Raw genomic sequence first — 20,212 nt, 5'->3', positions numbered from 1 at the left:
TGGTGCAGCTCGGCGATGTCGTGGGCAACTCGATCGTCGTGACCGGGGGACTGCAAGGTGGCGAGCACGTCGTCGTCACCGGCGCCACCCTGGTGGCGGACCAGCAGGAAGTGCACATCGTCCCCTGAGCGCCGAGAGGTCGCTGGCATGTCGCATCGTCCCGACAGCTGGGTGATCGAGAACACCCACAACACCGCCCGGTTCTTCACCGAGAACCGGCACGTGGCCTGGACGCTGCTGGTGTTCACGGTGGTGGCCGGTGTCTACGGTTACTTCTACATGCCGCAGCGCAAGGATCCGGACATTCCGGTGCGCGTGGCGCTGGCGATCTGTCAGTGGCCTGGCGTCGAAACCGTGAAGGTCGAGCAGCTCATCACCCGCAGGATCGAGCAGAAGGTCGCCGAGAACGTCACGGTGGAGAAGATCGAGTCCACCACCCGCGTCGGCTCCTCCTTCGTCTACATCACCCTCAAGGAAAACATCGAGGATACGGGCAAGCAGTTCGACGACATCAAGATGCGGCTCGACACCCTGCAGGATCTCCCCGAGGGCGCCGGCCCCGTCCAGTTCGTCAAGGACTTCGGCAGCACCGCGGCCCTCATGCTCACCGTCGCCAGCCCCAAAGTCGGCGAGGTGCAGATCGGCTTGCGGGCCGACATCATCCGCGCCGCCATCGAGTCCACGCGCAAGAGCGTCGATGCCGCGGCCGGGCCCCGCGCCACCGTCGTCTACTGCCTGCCGCCCGACCTGGCACCGCAGGTGGTGCGGCGCACCATCGAGCTCTTCGCCACCGTCGCCAGCCGGGAAGGGGTGGTGCGGGACACGCGCCTGGTGGAGGGCTCCGGCTTCGTCGGCCTGGATTTCGCTACCAACTGGGACGATGCGCGCTTGCGCGACTACGGCGCCGTCTTCGTCGCCGAACACCTGCGGCCTTCCGAATTCCACCCGGACGTCTGGGGACCCGCCCTGATCCGCGAGCCGGGGGACGTCGCCGCACGCCTCGCCGAGGTGGCAGGTGACAAGTACACCTATCGCGAGCTCGACGATATCACCGACCTCATCCAGCGCACGCTGCAGACGGTGCCCGAGGTTTCCAAGGTGGATCGGGCCGGCGTCCTGGAACCGCAAGTGTTCCTCACCTACTCGCAGGAGCGGCTCGCCGCCTACGGCCTGAACGTCTCCGAGCTGAGCAACGTGCTGTCGGCACGCAACATCCCGGTTTCCGCCGGCATCGTGGAGATCGAGGGCAAGAACGTCACCATCGATCCCTCCGGCGAGTTCGAGAACGAGAAGGAAATCGGCGACGTCATCGTCGGGGCCTCGAGCTCTGGAACGGCGGTGTATCTGCGCGACATCGCCGACATCGACCGCGGCTACGACAGCCCGCCCCGATACCTCAACTTCTACACCTGGAAGGACGCTGACGGCCGTTGGCAGCGGACCCGCGCCATCACCTTGGCGGCACAGATGCGCGCCGGCGAGAAGATCGGCGCTTTCGGTGCGCACGTCGACGAAGCGTTGGCGAGCTTGCGCCCGCGGCTGCCCGAGGACATCATCTACGCTCGCACCTCCGACCAGCCGCTGCAGGTGCGGGAGAGCATCTCCTTGTTCATGAACAGTCTCCTCGAAGCGGTCGTGCTGGTGGTGCTCGTCGCCCTGGTCGGGTTCTGGGAATGGCGCTCGGCCCTCATCATGGCGCTCTGCATCCCCCTTACCCTCGCCATGACCTTCGCCATGATGGCGTTCTTGAAGGTGGATCTGCAGCAGATCTCCATCGCCTCGCTCATCCTCGCTCTCGGGCTGCTGGTGGACGATCCGGTGGTGGCAGGGGACGCCATCAAGCGCAGCCTCGCTGCGGGCCACAAACCCTTGGTGGCGGCGTGGCTCGGGCCCACCAGGCTCGCCACCGCCATTCTGTTCGCCACCATCACCAACATCGTCGCCTACCTCCCGTTCTTGCTCCTGCCCGGGGACACCGGGCGATTCATCACCACCTTGCCCATTGTGCTCACCTGCTCGCTCGTCGCGTCGCGCATCGTTTCCATGACCTTCATCCCGCTCCTCGGCTACTACCTGCTCCGACCGGGACGCAAGCCGGAAAAGCCCATGGCCGAGCGCCGCAGCCAGGGCTTTGCCGGCCGGTATTACAAGCTAGGGCGAGCGGCCATCGCGCACCGCAGGCGCGTCTTCGCCATCTCCCTCGGCTTCTTGCTCCTCGGTGGCTTTTTCATGTCTCGACTGAAGCCACAGTTCTTCCCCAAGGACTTGTCGTACCTGTGCTACGTGGACGTCTGGCTCCCCGAGGACGCGACCCTCGAAGCGACCCGCGCTGCAGCTGCCCGGGTGGAACAGGCCGTGCTCGCCGGCGCGGACGAGTACGCGAAGCATCACGGGCACGGTGGGGAAGGGGAGACGCTGCCCGTGCTGCAGTCGCTCACCACCTTCGTGGGCGGGGGCGGACCGCGCTTCTGGTTCTCCGTGGGGCCCGAGCCGCGGCAGCAGAACTACGCCCAGATCATCATCCAAGCGCGGGACAAACACGTCACCCGGCACCTGGTGGAGCAGCTGCAGTCCTCGGTGCCGGCGCAGGTGCCAGGAGCACGGGTCAACGTGCGCGAACTGGAAACCGGGCCCCCGGTGGGCATCCCTGTTTCCATCCGCCTTTCCGGCGACGACCTCGCGTTGCTGCGCGCCGAAGGGCGGAAGCTGGCCGACATCTTCCGCGCCTTGCCCAATGCGGAGCGGGTGCAAGACGATTGGGGGGTGGAGAGCTTCCTCGTGGATCTCGAGATCGATCCAGGGCGCGCCAACCTGGCGGGGCTCACCAACCTGGATGCGGCGCGTTCGACCTCGGCGGCACTGAACGGCTCCCGGGTGGCGACGTTGCGTGAAGGTCACCGGCAGATTCCCGTGGTGGCGCGCCTGCGCATGGAGGAGCGTGCCCGGCTCTCGGACCTGGAGAACCTCTACGTTTACGCCTCTCAGGGTTCGCAGAAAGTGCCGCTGCGCCAGATCTCCCGCCTCACCTATTCCATGAAGTTGGAGAAGATCGTGCGCCGCAACCAGTTCCGCACCATGACCGTCTCCTGCTTCCCGGTGGAGGGCCTCCTGCCCTCGGAGGTCCTACGGGACGCCATGCCGCGGCTGCGCCAGTTCGAAGCGCAGCTGCCCACGGGCTTCCGCATGGAGATCGGTGGCGAAGGAGAGAAGCAAGCCGAGAGTTTCCTCGACCTCGCCGTGGTCATGGCGATCTCGATCGGCCTGATCTTCCTGGCGCTGGTGCTGCAGTTCCGTAACGCGGTGAAACCATTCCTTGTCTTCGCCGCCATTCCCTATGGCATGGTGGGCGCCGCTGCCCTCTTGTGGATCATGGGAGCTCCCTTCGGCTTCATGGCGTTTTTAGGTGTAGCGAGCCTCGTGGGCGTCATCGTGAGCCACGTCATCGTGCTCTTCGACTTCATCGAGGAGGCGCACCAGAGCGGTGAGCCCCTCGTCGAGGCCCTCCTGGATGCTGGCATCGTGCGTCTGCGTCCGGTCCTCATCACCGTGGGGGCCACCGTCTTCGCCCTCATCCCCCTCGCCTCGCACGGCGGACCCCTGTGGGAACCGCTCTGCTACGCCCAGATCGGCGGCCTCCTGGTGGCCACGGTCATCACCTTGCTCTTGGTGCCGGTCCTCTACAGCATCTTCGTCCTGGACCTCAAGATCGTGCGCTGGGAGACCGTGCCCGAGGGGAGCGAGACGTCCGACTCCGCTGCTCAGCACGGGCCCGCGGCGGAAAGTCCTTGAGGTCTTCTTCAGCGCCTCGCGCCTAGGCTGCTCTGTCCGGAGGGTCGGAAGAGCTGCTTGACGGCGCTCCAGCTGAGTGGGGTGACAGGGGAAGGAGCGACGTCGAAGCGCTGGATGCGGTTGTTCCAGCGGTCCAGAACGAAGAGATTCCCCGCTGCGTTGACGACCACTTTGAAAACGCCGTTGAACTCACCTGCGCCCACTCCCATGCGACCCCACTCGAGGAGGGTTGCGCCCGAGCTGGAGAATTTCTGGACGCGGAAATTGCTGGTGTCGGCAACGTAGAGGTTTCCGTCCCCATCCAGTGCCATGCCGTAGGGCGATTTGAACTGTCCTGGCGCCGAACCGGCGCTGCCCCAAGCGAACAGGAAAGACCCGTCGTTGCCGAAGACCTGGATGCGGCCGTTGCGCCGGTCGGAGACGTACACATCGCCGGCGGAACTCGCGATGACGCCTCCGGGCATGTCGAACTGGCCGGGCCCGGTGCCAGACCCGCCCCAAGCGAAGCGGAACCCACCATTGCGGTCGAAGCTCAGGATCCGGTTGGAGTTGGGATCAGTGACGTACACGTCTCCCGCGGGGGAGACGCCGATGTTCCGAGGCCCGACGTCACTGCCGTCATTGCGACGGGCGCGGAACTGCTCGGACTCCTCGCCGAAGCCTCCCCAGACCGCGATCGGACTCCCCTCGGGGCTGAACTTCTGCACGATCCGCCCCTCCACGTGCGCCAAGTTGAAGTCATGGTCCAACACGTAGACGGAGCCGTCTGGGCCGACCGCCAGAGCTTGCGGCTCCCACCAGGACGAGCGCCAGGTATCGAGAAAAACTCCATTTGCATCAAAGTGTTGGACCCTTTTATTGGGAGCCCCCTCGAGCACGAACACCGAACCATCGGGGGCGAGAGCCAGGTCCTGCAGCTGGTCGAGTCGCCCGGGATTCGCCCCGAGCCCGCCCCATTCCAGGACGTAGCGTGGCGGCTCCTCTGCCTCCGACGTGCCTTGGACGGCGGGGAGGAGCGCGAGCGCGATGGCGGCGCCAGCAGGTCTCGCTCGTCGACGGTGCCGGGTCATGGCCCGCTCCAGAGCTGAACGAGAAGGGTGGGTAGGGTCTCCGCAGCTCAATTTAGTCGGGCTTCCTGGCCGGCGCAACCTGGGTAGAATTCCTGCCGTGACGATGTGAAGGGCAATCCGAAGCAGGGTCGAGGGAGCTGGAGCGATGTCGCAAGATAAGATTCAGGCGGACTTCGACCGGATCGCCCGTCTGGTCGCCGAGGAACCCGAACGCCCGGATCGATACGAGCGATTTCTGCTCGCCCAAGTGCCCGCCTCATGCCAGAGAGTGCTCGAGGTCGGGTGCGGCGCTGGTCGCCTCGCTCGGGCCATCGCGGCGCGGGGAGCTGCGGTGACCGGGATCGATGCCTCGCCGGAGATGATCCGTTTGGCCCGGCAGGGCTCTCCCGAGGACGCCTCGGTCGAGTTCGTCTGCGGCGACTTTTCGGCCCAACCCCTGGGACCGGGGCTCTACGACTGTGTCCTTTCTGCCGCAACGTTGCACCACATGCCCGTGGCTGCCACGCTGGCGAGAATGAAGGGCCTCCTGCGGCCAGATGGCGTGCTCGTGCTCCATGACCTTCGCTCGCTTGTCGGGGTCGGGGACTGGCTGCGATCCGGACTGGCGGCAGTGTGCAACGGGGATGCAGCCTGGTGGATACGGAGCCGGCTGCGGGAGCGGCGTGTCGTTCGAGCCGCTTGGCGCGAGCATGGGTCGGGAGAGCGCTATCTCACCATGATGGAGGTTCGTGCTCTCTGTGAGACGACGCTGCCCAACGCAAGGATCTACTGCCACGCGTTGTGGCGCTACACCGTTGTCTGGACCCGAGAACCGGTGCAAGCGTCGCCGGTGCAAGCGTCGAATGGGTCACACGTAACCGAAATGGGCAGGGTGACCCCATGGAAGTGAGGGCCGCAGAGGTTGCGGCGATCGATCCGCTGGCACAGCTGTGCTACGAAACGAGCGGGCTGGAAGTGTGGCGTGACGAAAAACGGCTGCGCGCTTCGCAGCGAAATCCTTCCTGCGAAGCAACAGCCAGGTGAAACGGCCCACATGCCGGCTCTCTGAGTTCGCTCGAGCCAACCAATGCAACACATTGACTTGTTGGATGATCGAGGTATCGGGCCCCGCCGCTAGGTCGGGACTGGGGCTGTCGTGGAATGCTAGGATGGGGTCTGAAGGCGCAGGTGGCCATGGATATCGACCAGCTCCGCACTTTTCTCGCCGTGCTCGATCACGGAAGCTTTTCGCGCGCGGCAGAGGCGCTGCAGATCGGCCAGTCGACGGTGAGCTTCCACGTGAAGGCCCTCGAGACCGCGGTCGGCGCCAGAGTCCTCGACCGCTACGGGGGCAAGGTGCGTCCGACCGCCACGGGGAGCGTGCTGCGGCGGTACGCCCTGCGGCTCGTTTCTCTGCGCGACGAAACCTTGGCGCGCTTGCGCGAGGAGGAGAGCGGCGAAGCGGGACGGCTCACGATCGCCGCTTCGACCATCCCGGGAGAGTACCTGCTGCCGCCCGTGCTCGCCCAATTCCTCGCCCAGCACCCGCGCGTGGAAGTCTCGGTGGACATCTCGGATTCGCGCGTCGCGCTGGCGCGCCTCGTCGCGCACGAATGTGACCTGGCTCTCGTCGGCTCCCGGGCACGCGACAAGCGCCTCGTCTTCACGCCCTTCGCCGAGGACGAGGTGATCCTGGTAGCGCGGACGGACGGTGCCGCGGCCCGCTCCCGGCTCTCGACGCGAGAACTGCAGAGTGTGCGCCTCATCGTGCGCGAGGAAGGCTCGGGGACTCGGGAAGCCATCGCCCCTCTCCTCTCCCGGCACGCCTCCGATCGCGTCGACCGCGCGACCCCTGTCCAAGCGGGGAGCACGGAAGCGGTCCGACGCTGCGCGCTTCAGGGGATCGGGATGGCGCTGCTTTCACGGCGCGCGGTGGCCGAGGATCTCGCCGCCGGTCGTCTCCGGGTGGTGCAAACCCCGGGACTCCCGGTGCGCCGGAGTTTCTACGCCGCTCGCCTGCGGACGGCCACGCCGTCCGCCGCCATGCAATCCTTGCTACAAATTCTCATTCCAAAAACTCGATAGCGAGGATCGAGTCTATTGAACATCCAGGCTTGACCGATGGCTGCCGGTGACCTACACAACGAGACACATTGGACTCCCATCGTCCCGCGAAGGAGGATCCCCGATGCCCCACGCTTATGGGATCGAGACCAAGGCCACCGCACTCGCTTCCAAGGCTGCGTCGCTGGCGCGCGAGGTGCTCGCCCGCCATGCCGCCCAAGTCGATACGCAGGCGCGTTTTCCCAAGGAGGGGATGGCGGCGCTCGCCGAGCAGGGCTTCCTCGGTCTCTGCGTCCCGTCCGCAGTCGGGGGCGGCGGCGAGGGGCCCCGTACCTTCGCTGCCGTGGTCGAGGAGCTCGCCGGGGTCTGCGCCTCCACGACCATGGTCTACGTCATGCACGTGGCCGCGCAGCAGGCCATCGCCTCCTCGGCGGTGCTGAAACGCCGTGACGAGGTGCTGCGCGCCATCGCCGCCGGCAAGCACCTCACGACCCTCGCGTTCTCGGAGAAGGGATCGCGCTCCCAGTTCTGGGCGCCGGTCTCGCGCCTGGCGGAGCGGGACGGGAAGCTCGTCACCAACGCCCAGAAATCCTGGGTGACCGCGGCGCAGCATGCCGACTCCTACGTCTCCAGCGCCCAGCGGCCGGGAGCCGCTTCGCCGCTCGAGTCCACCCTCTATTTCTTGCGTCGCGATGCCAAGGGTGTCCGGATCGCCGGCCACTTCGATGGCCTCGGACTCCGGGGCAACGACTCGGCGCCGGTCGTCCTCGAAGATGTCGTGGTCGAGCAGGACGACCTCATCACCCCGAACGGCGAGGGCGCCAAGACCATGCTCGAAGTCGTGCTGCCATGGTTCAACATCGGCACCGCGGCGCTCGCCAACGGCCTCTGCCGAGCCGCCGTGGTGGAGACGGCGCAGCACCTACAGGAGGCGGAGTTCGAGCACACGGGGCAGAAGCTCCGGGACCTGCCGAACCTGCGCGCCCGGCTCGCCGAGATGGCCATACGGACCGAACAAGCGCGCGCGCTCCTCGGCTACACGCTCGGCGAGCTGGAGCGACCTTCGGCAACCACGCCGCTCTACGTCCTGCAGACGCGGCTCGCCTCGCTCCAGGCCGCGAGCGACGTGACCGATCTCGCCATGAAAACGTGCGGCGGCGCGGCGTTTTCCCGCCACCTCAGCATCGAGCGCGTCTTCCGCGATGCACGGGCTGGTTGGGTCATGGCGCCGACCGTCGATCATCTGAGCGATTTCATCGGCAAGGCGCTGACGGGCCTGCCGTTGTTCTGAAACCTCCGAGGCAAGGCCAATGCCGGGCGAGTCCGAGCACGTCTGGGCGGTTCGCGCCAGCCGCGTGAGTCCGAGCGAGGCGCGCGTCTACGCCCGCAACCACGCCTTCGCGGTGGGCGCACAGGCCAGCCTCCGCGACCAGGACGAGCACCCGAGCGCCGTCGAGTACCTCCTCGGCGCGCTCGCCGGCGACCTGCTGCGCGGTTTCGAGGTGCAGGCGGCGCGCCGTCAGGTGGAGGTGCATGCCGGGGAGGTCAACCTTCAGGGACGCCTGCACAACGCCCTCGTCCACTTGGGTGTGATCGGTGAAAGCGGCCACCCCGGGCTCGCAGCGGTCACGGGCACGTTCTACGTCAGCACCGAGGCGGAAGGTCCAGGACTCGAGGAGATCTGGCAGGCGACGCTCGAACGCTCGCCGCTGTACCACACACTGTCACGCTGCGCCACGGTCTCGATTCGACTGCAAGCGGCGCCCTAGGGGGGAAGGAGTCGCGATGCCCAAGCCGATCCTCGTCGGAGCCGTCATCTACGAGCCCAAGGTGGCCGTTATCTGGGACATCATCAAGGAGTTCTTCGCCGCCGAAGGCTGCCCTATCGACTGCGTCTTCTACAGCAACTACGAGCTCCAGGTGACCGCTCTCCTGCAGGGGCACATCGACATCGCTTGGAACTCGCCGCTCGCCTGGGTGGACGCCCAGCGCCGCAGCGGTCGCCGCTGCCGCGCCCTCGCCATGCGCGACACCGACCGCGATCGGAAGACCCACATCGTTGTGCGTGAGGATGCCGGCCTGCGCCGTCTCGAAGATCTGCGCGGCAAGGTCGTCGCCACCGGGGCGAAGGACTCGCCGCAGGCCACCCTCATCCCGCTGCAACTCCTGCGCCGGCACGGTCTCGCCGGCGGCGATGTCCAGGTGCGCCGCTTCGATGTTCTCGTCGGCAAGCACGGCGATCACATCGGTGGCGAGCGGGACGCGATCGAGTGCCTGAAGCAGGGGGAGGCCGATGCGGCCTGCGTGCTCGACCTCAACTGGGAACGCTGGACGGCCGACGGCACCGCCGACCCCTGGCGGCATACGATCGTTGCCACGACGCCGCCCTTCGACCACTGCAACTTCACTGTCGCCGAGGACTTTCCCGAGAAGCAGGCGAAGCAGTGGACGCAGGTGCTGTTCCGCATGTCCTACGACAATCCGGCGCACCGGGAGATGATGGACATGGAGGGTCTCAAGGCCTGGCTGCCCGGCCGCACCACGGGCTACGAGCTCTTGAGCGAAGCGACGCAAGACCAGGGATACTTCGCGGACGAGAGGCCATGAGGAAGCTGCCGCTCTTTCCGGTGACCAGCGTCGGGAGCTGGCCTCGTTCCCCCGAACTGCAGCGGGCGCTGGCACGCAAGCAGCGCCAGCAGCTGGCACCGGAGGAGTTCGATCGCATCGCCGACACGGCGGTGCTGGAGGCGCTTCGCGCCCAGGAGGCCGCCGGCTGTGACATCGTGACCGACGGCGAGCAGCGCCGCGACAACTTCTACTCTTTCGTCGCCGAGAAGCTCGAGGGCGTCCGCCTCATGTCGCTCGCCGAGATGCTCGACATCGTGGAGGACAAGGAAGGCTTCCGGCGGATCCTCGACACTCTCGACGTGCCGGCGTTCTCCATCCACAACCCCACCTGCGTGGGGAAGATCCGGAGGCGCGAGCCGCTGGCGCTGGACGAGTACAACTTCCTGCGCCAACACACGGACAAGCCGATCAAGGTGCCGCTGCCCGGGCCCTACATCCTCACCCGGGCCATGTGGGTCAAGGAAGCGACGCGCTCGGCGTACGCCTCGAAGGAGGAGCTCGGCGAGGACGTCGTCGCGGTCCTCCGCGAGGAGGCTTTGTCGCTCCGGGAGGCGGGCGCCGACTTCATCCAGTTCGACGAACCCGTGCTCACCGAGCTCGTCTTCACCCAGGGCCAGACCCGCACCTTCATGTGTGCGGCTCTCGCAGCGCGCAAGGACCCGGCCGCCGAGCTCGAGTTCGCGGTAGAGCTCATCAACCGCGTCGTGCAGGGGCTGGACGGGGTGCGCACCGGCGTCCACATTTGCCGCGGCAACTGGAGCCAGAACGAGGAGACACTGCTCCGCGGCTCGTACCAGCCTTTGGTTCCCTACCTCGAGCGACTGCAGGTGCAGCAACTCGTGCTCGAGTACGCGACGCCGCGGGCCGGCACCCTGGTGGCGGTGGCCCACAAGGAGCTCGGCCTCGGCGTCGTGAACCCGCGCACCCCGGAGGTCGAGTCGCCGGAGGCGATCGTGGCGCGCGTCCGGGAAGCCCTCCGACAGCTTCCGGCCGAGCGCCTCTTCCTCAACCCCGACTGCGGCTTCGGGACCTTCGCGAGCCGGCCGATGAACGCGCCCGCGATCGCCCAGGCCAAGCTCGCCGCGGTCTCGGAGGCCGCCACGCGACTGCGGAGCGAACACCGGTAGCCGACCGGAGAAGGCACCTGGGAGTGGCACCCACCTCCCTCGGCCCGCACCCCACGCTCGGCGCCTTCTCTTTGCGGGGCCGAGGGATACGGCCGCCGCTTGCCAGCCGGGCTGCAACCGTTGGCGGAGCAATCATTCAGTCAAGTGTTTAGCTGGCCCGCAAGGGCCCAGGCCCAGGGTCCTTCACCCGGCATGCAACTTCGTACGAAGATGTTCGTATTGCGAAATACGAACGGCTTCGTACATTGTGAGGGGCGGCAACCCCGGACCAGGGAGAGAAGGATGCGGGGGCGGAAACCGACGAACGCGGAGCTCGCCATCCTACGCGTCCTCTGGCGGCAGGGTCCCAGCACGGTGCGCCAGGTGCACCAAGGGCTCGAGCGAGGGGAGGCGGTGGGATACACCACGGTCCTCAAGCTCCTGCAAATCATGGTGGAAAAGGGCCTCGTGCGGCGCGACGCCTCGTCGCGCTCCCACGTGTACACGCCCCGCACCAGCGAGGGTGCGACCCAACGGCGGCTGGTGCAGGAACTGCTGGAGCGCGCCTTCTCGGGCTCGGCCCTCGGGCTCGTCATGCAGGCGCTCTCCGCCAAGCCGCCCTCGGCTTCGGAGTTGCAACAGCTCCGCGACCTGCTCGACGGCATGAACGGAGGCGAAGGATGAACGCGACGCAGGCACTCGGGTGGGCGCTGCTGCACTTCCTTTGGCAAGGCGGCGCTGTCGCCGTCGCCTTGGCGGGAGCTCTGCACGCCACGCGCCATCACGCCTCGAGCACACGCTACTTGCTGGGTGTCATCGCTCTCGCCGCCATGCTCGCGCTACCCGTGGCGACGGCGCTCCACCTCACCATCGCAACGCCAGGCCCCGGGGAGGCCACTCGCATCGCAGACCTTTCTGGCGCAAGGCATGAACTCACGGGAGGCGGAGCCAGCGTCGCCGAACCCGGGGGCAACACCACGGGAAGCCCCGGTGGTTCCCTCGACCGCGCTGACGCACCCCCGACGTCATCAGGGTCCGAACCGGCCTCCACGGAGGAGACAGGAACGCTCCGGGCATCGTCTTCGGCTGCTCCCCGACTCGCAGGAATTCGTTCCCTCACCGGATCCCTGGCAGCACGCGCCGGGGAACTCGCTCCCGGCGCGATTCCTTGGCTCCTCCGCTTCTGGCTCGTCGGCGTGCTGCTGTTGTCCTGCAAGCTCCTCGGCGGCTGGTTGCAGGCCCAGCGCCTCGTGCACGAAGGCACGCGACCGGCACCAGCGGCTCTCGAGGACATGCTCGAGCGCCTGCGTGAGAGGTTGGGGTCGATGCGCCCCGTGCGCGTCCTCGAATCGGCGGTGGTGCAGGTCCCGGCGGTCATCGGCTGGCTGCGCCCGGTCGTGCTCGTGCCAGCGAGCGCGTTGAGCGGTCTCACGCCGGCACAGCTCGAGCTCCTCCTGGCGCACGAGCTGGCGCATGTGCGCCGCCACGACTACCTGGTCAACCTGCTGCAATCCGTGGCCGAGACGCTTCTCTTCTATCACCCGGCCGTCTGGTGGGTGTCCCGGCACATCCGCGGCGAGCGCGAACTCTGTTGCGACGATCTAGCCTTGGGGTGTGGGGCGGAGGCCTCTTTGTACGCCCGCACCCTGCTCGATATGGAGGCGCTGCGCGTCGCGCCGCAGAGTTTGGCGCTGGCTGCAACGGGTGGCGATCTGGGGCGACGCATTCGTCGCCTGCTCGTGCCAGAGCCGCATGCCGAGACCTTTCCGCGCTGGATGGCGGCGGCCTTCGGGATGGCGGTGGTGCTCGCGATCGCCGGGGCCGTACAACTCTCGAGCGGCGTGAGAACAGTTGCCGTTGCCGCCTCGGGGGAGGCGGCGACACCCACGATCGTTTCGCATCCGGACCCCAAGGTCGCGCTCGAGCAGCGCTGGCAGTGGGCGACGAGCGAGGCCCGCTCGCGAAAGCTGCGCTCCTACTGGATCGGCTACACGATTCGCCCCTTGCCCTACGGGGAGGGCAGCGTTTTCTTCGGCCGGATCGAGGGCGACAGGATCACCGGCCACGGGATCTCCCTCGGTGGCCGGATGTCGAGCTTCGGTGATTTCGAGGGCTTCACGCTGCCGGGGGCCGTGCTGCCCACGAGGCTCGGCGCACCCGACGAGGTCGCCATGCTCTTCCAGTTCGAAGCCGGCGGCAAGACTCTCACTCGGGTGCACATCTCCAGCTTGAAGCTGCCCGTGGATCTCGAAGACCATCCTCTCCTCTGGCTCGGGCCGGGCGACGATGCATCCAGCCTCGCGCTCGTCGAGCAGCTCGATCGCGACAACCCGGATGTGGAGATGCAAGCGGACCTCGTGGCGGCGATCGGCGTGCACCCGACCTCCAAGCTCGTGGTCCCGCTCCTGCGCGGGCGGCTCGAGGGCCAGCGCCCCACCGACGTACGCAAGGAGGCTGCCGAATGGCTGGCACGCCATCCCGATCCCTTGGCGCTCCAGTCGCTCACCAGGGCGGCACGGGACGACCGCTCGGCGGAGGTACGCCGCGAAGCGGCGGAAGCCGTTGGGGAGATGCGCCTGCCCGCCGCCGCCGATTCGGCCATTGCACTCGCGCACACCTTGCGCGATCCCGAGGCGCGCCGGGAAGCCGTGGAATCCCTCGGCCACGTGGACGATCCGAAGGCGGTTGCAGCGCTCGAGAAGATCGCCGCTTCCGACCGCGATCTCGACGTCCAGCGCGAGGCGGTGGAGACGCTCGGCGAGCACCAGGACAAGGCCTCCCGCACCACTTTGGAGAATATCCTTCGTTCCCACCCGGAGCAGGACGTGCGGCGCGAAGCGGCGGAGACGCTGGGGCAGTCACTGCCGCCCGAAGAGGCGGAGCGGGTCCTCGGCGATCTGCTCGCCAGCGAGCCGAGTCCGGATGTGCAGCGCGAGATCGTCGAGACGCTCGGCCAGGCCCTCCCGCCAGAGCACGCCGTCGAGGTGCTGACGCGGATCGTGCGCAAGGGACCGAGCATCGACGCACAGCGCGAGGCAGTCGAGACCCTCGGTGACCTCGACGTGACGCGCGCTCACGACGTTCTCTTCCAGACTGCCCGGTCGCATCCAGAACCTGAAGTGCGGCGCGAAGCACTGGAGACGGTGGCGACTCACGGTCCCACGGGGCGGGCGCTGGACGTCCTGCAGGAGGCAGCGCGGAAGGATGAATCGCCCGATGTGCGGCGGACTGCCCTCGAATCGCTGGCGGACATGCCCGACGGCGCCGGCATCCCGGCCCTCATCGATGCGGCCCGCACCCATCCCGACCCGGAGATGCGCCGTGAAGCCCTCCGGATCCTGGTGGAGAGCCCCGATCCGCGCGCACAGAAGCTCTTCGAGAAGGCTCTGAACGAACGCTGATGGAGCACTGAGCGTACAGCTTTTGGCTCACGTCGCTGCCGAGGTTTCGGGGCGGCCGCCTTTTTCCGCTTCCCAATCCTCGACCACACGGTCCATCTCGTCCACGAGGGCGCGCTGGCGCTCGCGCAGCTGCTCGGCCAGCCCGCGCCGGCGAAGCGACAGAGCGAAAGCGCGTAGGTCAGCACGCAAATCCTCGTAGTGCTCACGCCAATACAGGGTGACGAGGCCTGCGATCGGCAGGAGGATGGCCGCGACTGCGAGCGCTAGGCCTCCTCGAGCGCGAACCACGAGCACCAGCCACACCGCGTAGACGAGCGGAAAGGCGGCAAGCGCGGTGACGAGCTTGACCGTGGCGATCGCTTCGTAAGCCGGGCGATGCAGGCGGAGCACCGCCCGCGGCGCCACGTACGGGAGATACCAGGCCACGACGCCGAGCGCCGCGAGAGGCAACCCGAGCACGGCCAACAAACCATCTCTCCCGAGGGCGCGCAACGTCACCCACCACGTCTGCGCCTTGGGCAGCTCGCCGTCCTCGATTCCCAGCCGGGACAAGCGGGCAGCGTGGGAACGAACGGCCCCGGCGAGGCGAGCGAACCTCGCTGGATCCTGCGCCCGCAGCCAGTTCATCCCCGCCGCGAACACCTGGAGGCGCGGCAGTCGGGTGGCGAGCGCGTCGCGCTCACCCGGCGCTTCGAGGCCGCGCTCGGCTACGTAGAGAGCCTCGGCGGCATGCAAGAGCACTTCGTCCTCGGGTCCTTGGAGCTGGAGCGTCACCGCTTCCAGCGCCTCGGCAATCGCTGCGGTGAGGGAGCGCACCGCGGCCACCGCATCGCGTGCGTGCGCCTCCCGCCAGGCGCCCGTTTCGAGCGCCGCACCGACAGAGGCGGCCGCCTCGCCGCGGAAAAACGCCTTGCGCCGGTAGGTGAGTCCGATGGGCACGATCCGCAGCCCCAGCTGCCATTGCGCTTCGGCCTCGGCGCGCAGGGCGATGCGTGCCGCCCCCGTCTTGAGCGGTGCCAGCTCCGGCTGCGAGTGACTCGTCCCCTCCGGGAAGACGAGCACCGCTTCGCCCTGCCCTAACGCCGCCACCGCAGCATCGAAGGTCGCGTCGTTGCGCCCGAGGAGCGCCGGATCGTCCTGCGGCCGGTACACCGGCAGGCCACCCAGTTCGTGCAGCACTTGACCGATGACCGGTCGTTCGAAGAGAGGCGCGCGGGCGAGAGGATGCACGGGCCGCCCAGCGACGCAGAAGACGACGAGCGCGTCGACGAGGCTGTTGGGGTGGTTGGCTACCACGAGCACGGGGCCGTCTGGAAGAGCGGGTCCGTCCCGCCCGAGCTCGTAGAAGAGTCGCGTTGCCCACAGCGCGCCGCGTGCCACGAGCCGGACTCCGAGACCGAGCACCGTGCCTCCCCGAGGCGACCAGGCCAAGCGGGTGTGCGTGAAGCTGCCACGTCTGCTTCTACGCCACGCGCCGCTGCGGCTGCAGCCGACCCACGGTAGCCGAATTCGGCGCCCCCAGGCTCCTCAACGAGCGTTCAGGAGCGAAAGCAAGGGCGCACCATCCATGCTGACTGTGGCGGCTTGTGGATCTCGGATGCTGCCAGTAAGCTGTTACTTCGCTTGAAGTTGGCGTCCAGAACGCAGAAGGTGGAGCAAGGATTCCTGGCTCCTCACTCCCGCCGCGTCGAGGTTGCACTGACGGTGCCTCTCACTCCGGGAATGAAACTCGGACCGTACGAGATTGTGGCCCCCCTCGGCTCGGGCGGCATGGGGGAAGTGTGGCGAGCCCGGGACCCGAGGCTCGATCGCGAAGTCGCGATCAAGTCGCTGCCTGCAGAGTTCGCCCAGGACGCCGAGCGCCTGGCGCGCTTCGAACGGGAGGCCAAGATTCTCGCCTCCCTGAGCCACCCGCACATCGCCGGCATCCACGGTCTCGAAGAGGCCGGCGGTGCCCGTTACCTCGTTCTCGAGCTCGTGAGCGGCGAGTCGGTGGCGCAACGACTGAGCCGCGGGAGGCTGCCGCTCGACGAAACCCTCGCTCTCGGCCGCCAGGTCGCAGCGGCGCTGGAGGCCGCGCACGATCGCGGCATCGTCCACCGCGACCTCAAGCCGGGGAACATCATGGTGACGGAGACGGGGGAGGCGAAAGTGCTCGACTTCGGCCTCGCCAAGGGAGGCGTGGCCGCGGGAGCGGACTCCAACCCCGACCTCACGGCATCGCCCACCATGACTTACGCGGCGACGCACGCTGGCGTGATTCTCGGAACCGCGGCGTACATGAGCCCGGAGCAAGCGCGCGGGAAGAGCGTCGACCGCCGCACCGACATCTGGTCGTTCGGCGTCGTCTTGTTCGAGTGCCTGACAGGAAAGCAGGCGTTCGAAGGCGAGACCACCTCGGACCTTCTGGCCCGCATCCTCGAGCGGGAGCCGGACTGGAAGGCGTTGCCGGCCAGCACGCCGCCGCGCCTCGTGGAGCTGCTGCAGCGCTGCCTGCGCCGGGACGCCAAGGAACGGCTGCGCGACATTGGTGACGCCCGCCTCGGGCTCGACGAGATCGCACAAGGCGGCGCCCCCGCCGCACTGGCGGAGGAGCGCGCCCATCCTGGGCGCGGGACGCTGTGGCTCGCCATCGCCGCAGCCGTCCTCCTCACCGCGCTCGCCACGGCCGGTGCCATGCGCCGCTTGTCGCGCCCGCCCGAGCCTCGCCCCCTTCGCCTCTCGGTGCAAGGACCCGAGGATGCGGTGTTGAGCATCGAGGAGACCGACGTCGTGATCTCGCCCGACGGTTCCATGCTCGCGTTCGCGGCCACCGATTCTGCAGGCATCTCGCACCTTTGGCTGCGGCCCTTGTCCTCGACGCAGCCGCGCCAGCTTCCAGGTACGGAGCGCGGCGTCATCCCGTTCTGGTCCCCTGACAGTCGGAATCTCGCTTTCTTCGCCGACGGGAACCTGAAGCGCGTCTCCATCACGGGCGAGGGCATGCAGATCCTGTGTGCGGCGCCGAATCCCCGCGGCGCCGCCTGGGGCCCGGGGGATGTCATCCTCTTCGCGCCTGCCGCTTCGGGACCCCTCCTGCAGGTTGCCGCCACCGGCGGGCAGCCGAAGCCTGCCACGACGCTGGATGCTGCCAAAGGCGAGAGCGCGCACCGCTTCCCGAGCTTCCTGCCCGACGGTAAGCACTTCCTCTACGTCGCACTTCCGGGCCAGGAGTATCAGTACGAGACGCACGTCGGAACTCTCGACGGCAAACCCGGCCCGGCTGTCGTGAACGCCACCGGCGTCGCCGTCTATGCACATCCCGGTTTCCTCGTCTTCATGCGGCAGGGCACGGTCTTCGCGCAACGCTTCGACGCCCGGGCACTCCGGACCAGTGGGCCGGCGCTGGCTCTGCGCGACTTGAGGGACGTCACGGCTGCCTACGCGGGATCTCCAGCCGTGTCGGTGTCGGCCGACGGCATTCTCGCGCAGGCCGCCCCGAACACGAGCGATGAACGAGTGGACGTGTTGGACCGTGAAGGCCGACGACTCGGGAGCCTACCACTACCCTCAGGATGGTTGGGCCAGCCACGCGTCTCGCCGGACGGCAAGCAGTTCGTCGTGGCGTACACGAAGGTGGGGTCGTCTTCCTCGGTGATCTACGTCGTCGATCTCGTCCGCGGCATCTCGGCGCGTTTCATCTCCGAGGGTCCATTGAACCTCTCCCCGATCTGGACGCCCGACGGTCGGCGGGTGATCTACGGTTCCGACCGGGCTGGCGGGCGCAACCTGTACTGGAAGCGTGTCGGCGGCAGCGGGGGCGAGGAACTGCTCGCCGACGTGCCGAACCTGTTCAACGATCCGAACGACGTGACGCCGGATGGCAAGTTCGTCGTCTACCGCTCGCTCAGCGGGCAGACGGGGGAGGACCTCTGGATCGTCGGGCTGGAAGGCAGCGGTGAAGCGCGGCCCCTCATCCAGACCCAGTTCAACGAGAACAACGCCGCGATCTCACCGGATGGGAAGTGGATCGCCTATCGTTCGGACGAATCGGGTGAATACCAGATCTACGTGCAGTCGTTCCCGGCGCTGGACCACAAGGTTCGCGTCTCGGTGGACGGCACGGTGGGCACACAGATGCGGAACACGCTCATGCGCTGGAGCCACGACGGCCGCGAGCTGTTCTTCATGAGCCGCGATGGCCACACGCTCCTGGCGGCGCCGATCGAGCCGGGTCCGGAGTTCCACGCCGAGACGCCACGTCCCCTTCTTCGCTTGCCGCGCGAGGTCGTGGACGCGACGATCTCGCCCGACGGCCAGAGACTGTACGTCATCCTGCCGAAACAGCCGGGTGGGCGTGGAGTCATCCAGCTAGTGATGAATTGGGCGGGGGAGTTGGAGGAGAAGAAGTGACGAGACCGAGGCCGGGGTGTGTGACGTTCCACGTGGGAGCCTCCCTGCCAGGCGCGAGCCCGCCGTGAGTCATGAGTGAGCCGATCGACCCTCTCCAGGCGGCCGTCAGCGACCGCTACACCGTCGAGCGCAAGCTGGGCGCCGGCGGCATGGCGACGGTGTACCTCGCCCAGGACGTGCGCCACAACCGCAAGGTCGCGATCAAGGTCATGGACCCCGACCTCGCCGAGCTCATCGGCGCCCCGCGCTTCCTGAAAGAGATCGAGACCACCGCGAGCCTCCAGCATCCCAACATCCTGCCCTTGTACGATTCCGGACGGGTCGGCACGACGGTCTTCTACGTGATGCCCTATGTCCAAGGCGAATCCCTCCGTGCCCGGCTGACCCGAGAGACCCAGCTCCCTGTGGGCGATGCGATCCGTATCGCCAGCGAAATCGCGGCGGCCCTCGACTACGCCCACCGCCATGGGGTCATCCACCGGGACATCAAGCCCGACAACGTCCTGTTCCAGGACGGCCGCTCCCTCGTGGCCGATTTCGGTCTCGCCTTGGCCGGAAGCAGTGCCGACGAATCGACCCGGATCACGAAGTCCGGGATGAGCCTCGGAACGCCGCAGTACATGAGTCCCGAGCAGGCGGCTGGGGAAAGGAACATCGACGCGCGGACGGACATCTATGCGCTCGGCGTCGTGCTGTACGAGATGCTGGCGGGAAGGCCACCTTTTGCCGGCCACACGGTCCTCGAGATCCTGTCCAAGGTCATCAAGGAGGATCCGCGCCCCCTCGTCGCGCAGCGCAAGACCGTACCGCCGCACGTCGATGCCGCGGTGGCGCGGGCGCTCGAGAAGCTTCCCGCCGACCGCTGGCAGACAGCGGCGCAATTCGCCGAGGCGTTGGTGGGCCCGGGGGTGTCGGGCCCGCAGCTGGCCCCGAGGCTCCCCGTCGTCCGCAGCTCCGCAGTGCCATGGGCCGCGACAGCCATTCTCTTGCTGGCGCTCGCGTGGATGGGCTTTCGTAGCGGCCAGAGCCCGCCACCCAAGGACGGCACGGTCCGCTTCGAGGTCGAATTCGACTCGGGGGTGCAACCCAGCTTCACCCCCATCGTGCGCCTGAGTCCGGACGGGCAACAGCTCTTCGTCACCGCCATGGTCCAGCGGCGGGAAGAAGTCCTGCGACGCCCGCTCGATCAACTCCGGATGGACGTGATCGCCGGTGCGGGGCAGGGCGATCAAGGAACCGGCAACAGCAGGCCCTTCATTTCGCCGGATGGCCGGTGGGTCGCGTATGCCAAGCAGGGCAAGCTGCGCAAGGCGCCGGTGGAAGGCGGCCCCGCCGTCGACCTCGCGGTGGCCGACTGGGCCGGCGGGAGTTGGGGACGGAACGGCCTGCTCGTCTACACGCGGGCCTACAACACCGGTCTCTGGATCGTGAGCGAAGGCGGCGGCGACGAGCGCATGCTCACCGCACCCGATTCGACGCAGGGCGAGCTCGGCCACTGGTGGCCGCAGATCCTTCCCGACGGCGACCACGTGGTGTTCACCGCCTACCGGACGCCCATCGAACGGGCCACGATCGAGGTCGTCTCGATCCGCACTGGCAGGCGCCAGGTACTGCAGAGGGGAGGCGTCTTCGGCTTCTACGTGCCATCCGGACATCTCCTCTTCGCGGTGGGGGAGACCATCCGCGCCGCCCCCTTCGACCTCGATCGCTTGGCCGTGACCGGCTCTGGGGTCCCTGTCGTCGACAACGTGGCCATGAATCCGACGGATGGCGCGGCGGCTTT

Annotated in this window: 13 protein-coding genes; 11 read left to right on the top strand and 2 right to left on the bottom strand. The window is 67.7% G+C overall.

The window, feature by feature from the left end; translation table 11 throughout:
• The first annotated feature begins 147 nt into the window (after nt 1-147).
• Complete coding sequence (locus VFE28_09865; protein HZM16298.1) at nt 148-3,789, top strand: efflux RND transporter permease subunit; 3,642 nt, start codon at nt 148-150, stop codon at nt 3,787-3,789.
• 8 nt (nt 3,790-3,797) lie between these two features.
• Here VFE28_09865 and VFE28_09860 read toward each other — a convergent pair whose 3' ends face one another.
• Nucleotides 3,798-4,859, bottom strand: coding sequence for a hypothetical protein (locus VFE28_09860; protein ID HZM16297.1), 1,062 nt, complete (start codon nt 4,857-4,859; stop codon nt 3,798-3,800).
• Nucleotides 4,860-5,004: 145 nt separating this feature from the next.
• Here VFE28_09860 and VFE28_09855 point away from each other — a divergent pair, with 145 nt between their 5' ends.
• From VFE28_09855 to VFE28_09820, 8 genes are all read left to right on the top strand, one after another.
• A complete protein-coding gene (locus VFE28_09855) occupies nt 5,005-5,748 on the top strand; it encodes a class I SAM-dependent methyltransferase (protein HZM16296.1) in 744 nt (247 codons plus the stop codon).
• Nucleotides 5,749-6,032: 284 nt separating this feature from the next.
• Nucleotides 6,033-6,923, top strand: a complete 891-nt coding sequence (locus tag VFE28_09850; protein ID HZM16295.1) for a LysR substrate-binding domain-containing protein — start codon at nt 6,033-6,035, stop codon at nt 6,921-6,923.
• Nucleotides 6,924-7,026: 103 nt separating this feature from the next.
• The gene (locus VFE28_09845; GenBank protein HZM16294.1) at nt 7,027-8,193 is read left to right on the top strand and encodes an acyl-CoA dehydrogenase family protein; all 1,167 of its coding nucleotides are present in this window, start codon (nt 7,027-7,029) and stop codon (nt 8,191-8,193) included.
• Between the two features lie 19 nt (nt 8,194-8,212).
• Complete coding sequence (locus tag VFE28_09840) at nt 8,213-8,671, top strand: hypothetical protein (protein HZM16293.1); 459 nt, start codon at nt 8,213-8,215, stop codon at nt 8,669-8,671.
• Nucleotides 8,672-8,687: 16 nt separating this feature from the next.
• Nucleotides 8,688-9,509, top strand: a complete 822-nt coding sequence (locus VFE28_09835) for a PhnD/SsuA/transferrin family substrate-binding protein (GenBank protein HZM16292.1) — start codon at nt 8,688-8,690, stop codon at nt 9,507-9,509.
• Nucleotides 9,506-10,657: a cobalamin-independent methionine synthase II family protein gene (locus tag VFE28_09830; GenBank protein ID HZM16291.1), complete on the top strand. Its 1,152-nt coding sequence runs from the start codon at nt 9,506-9,508 to the stop codon at nt 10,655-10,657. Before VFE28_09835 ends, VFE28_09830 begins: the two co-directional genes overlap by 4 nt.
• A 282-nt stretch (nt 10,658-10,939) precedes the next feature.
• Complete coding sequence (locus VFE28_09825) at nt 10,940-11,320, top strand: BlaI/MecI/CopY family transcriptional regulator (GenBank protein ID HZM16290.1); 381 nt, start codon at nt 10,940-10,942, stop codon at nt 11,318-11,320.
• A complete protein-coding gene (locus tag VFE28_09820) occupies nt 11,317-14,037 on the top strand; it encodes a HEAT repeat domain-containing protein (GenBank protein HZM16289.1) in 2,721 nt (906 codons plus the stop codon). Before VFE28_09825 ends, VFE28_09820 begins: the two co-directional genes overlap by 4 nt.
• Before the next feature lie 27 nt (nt 14,038-14,064).
• On the opposite strand, the gene VFE28_09815 is transcribed toward VFE28_09820, so the two are convergent.
• Nucleotides 14,065-15,441 (bottom strand): 1-acyl-sn-glycerol-3-phosphate acyltransferase, encoded by a 1,377-nt coding sequence (locus VFE28_09815; protein HZM16288.1) that lies wholly within the window; start codon nt 15,439-15,441, stop codon nt 14,065-14,067.
• A 318-nt stretch (nt 15,442-15,759) separates the two neighbouring features.
• Here VFE28_09815 and VFE28_09810 point away from each other — a divergent pair, with 318 nt between their 5' ends.
• Nucleotides 15,760-18,429 (top strand): protein kinase, encoded by a 2,670-nt coding sequence (locus tag VFE28_09810; GenBank protein HZM16287.1) that lies wholly within the window; start codon nt 15,760-15,762, stop codon nt 18,427-18,429.
• Nucleotides 18,430-18,500: 71 nt separating this feature from the next.
• Nucleotides 18,501-20,212: protein kinase (locus VFE28_09805; protein ID HZM16286.1), on the top strand; the 1,712-nt coding region annotated here is incomplete at its 3' end.

The organism is Candidatus Krumholzibacteriia bacterium (assembly GCA_035649275.1).
Taxonomy (GTDB): domain Bacteria; phylum Krumholzibacteriota; class Krumholzibacteriia.
This window is presented reverse-complemented; position numbering and strand designations above follow the sequence as displayed.

What these genes read in the sequence shown, in the direction of transcription:
- VFE28_09865 (HZM16298.1), top strand. Translation starts at nt 148, where the DNA reads ATGTCGCATCGTCCCGACAGCTGGGTGATCGAGAACACCCACAACACC.
- VFE28_09860 (HZM16297.1), bottom strand. Translation starts at nt 4,859, where the DNA reads ATGACCCGGCACCGTCGACGAGCGAGACCTGCTGGCGCCGCCATCGCG.
- VFE28_09855 (HZM16296.1), top strand. Translation starts at nt 5,005, where the DNA reads ATGTCGCAAGATAAGATTCAGGCGGACTTCGACCGGATCGCCCGTCTG.
- VFE28_09850 (HZM16295.1), top strand. Translation starts at nt 6,033, where the DNA reads ATGGATATCGACCAGCTCCGCACTTTTCTCGCCGTGCTCGATCACGGA.
- VFE28_09845 (HZM16294.1), top strand. Translation starts at nt 7,027, where the DNA reads ATGCCCCACGCTTATGGGATCGAGACCAAGGCCACCGCACTCGCTTCC.
- VFE28_09840 (HZM16293.1), top strand. Translation starts at nt 8,213, where the DNA reads ATGCCGGGCGAGTCCGAGCACGTCTGGGCGGTTCGCGCCAGCCGCGTG.
- VFE28_09835 (HZM16292.1), top strand. Translation starts at nt 8,688, where the DNA reads ATGCCCAAGCCGATCCTCGTCGGAGCCGTCATCTACGAGCCCAAGGTG.
- VFE28_09830 (HZM16291.1), top strand. Translation starts at nt 9,506, where the DNA reads ATGAGGAAGCTGCCGCTCTTTCCGGTGACCAGCGTCGGGAGCTGGCCT.
- VFE28_09825 (HZM16290.1), top strand. Translation starts at nt 10,940, where the DNA reads ATGCGGGGGCGGAAACCGACGAACGCGGAGCTCGCCATCCTACGCGTC.
- VFE28_09820 (HZM16289.1), top strand. Translation starts at nt 11,317, where the DNA reads ATGAACGCGACGCAGGCACTCGGGTGGGCGCTGCTGCACTTCCTTTGG.
- VFE28_09810 (HZM16287.1), top strand. Translation starts at nt 15,760, where the DNA reads ATGAAACTCGGACCGTACGAGATTGTGGCCCCCCTCGGCTCGGGCGGC.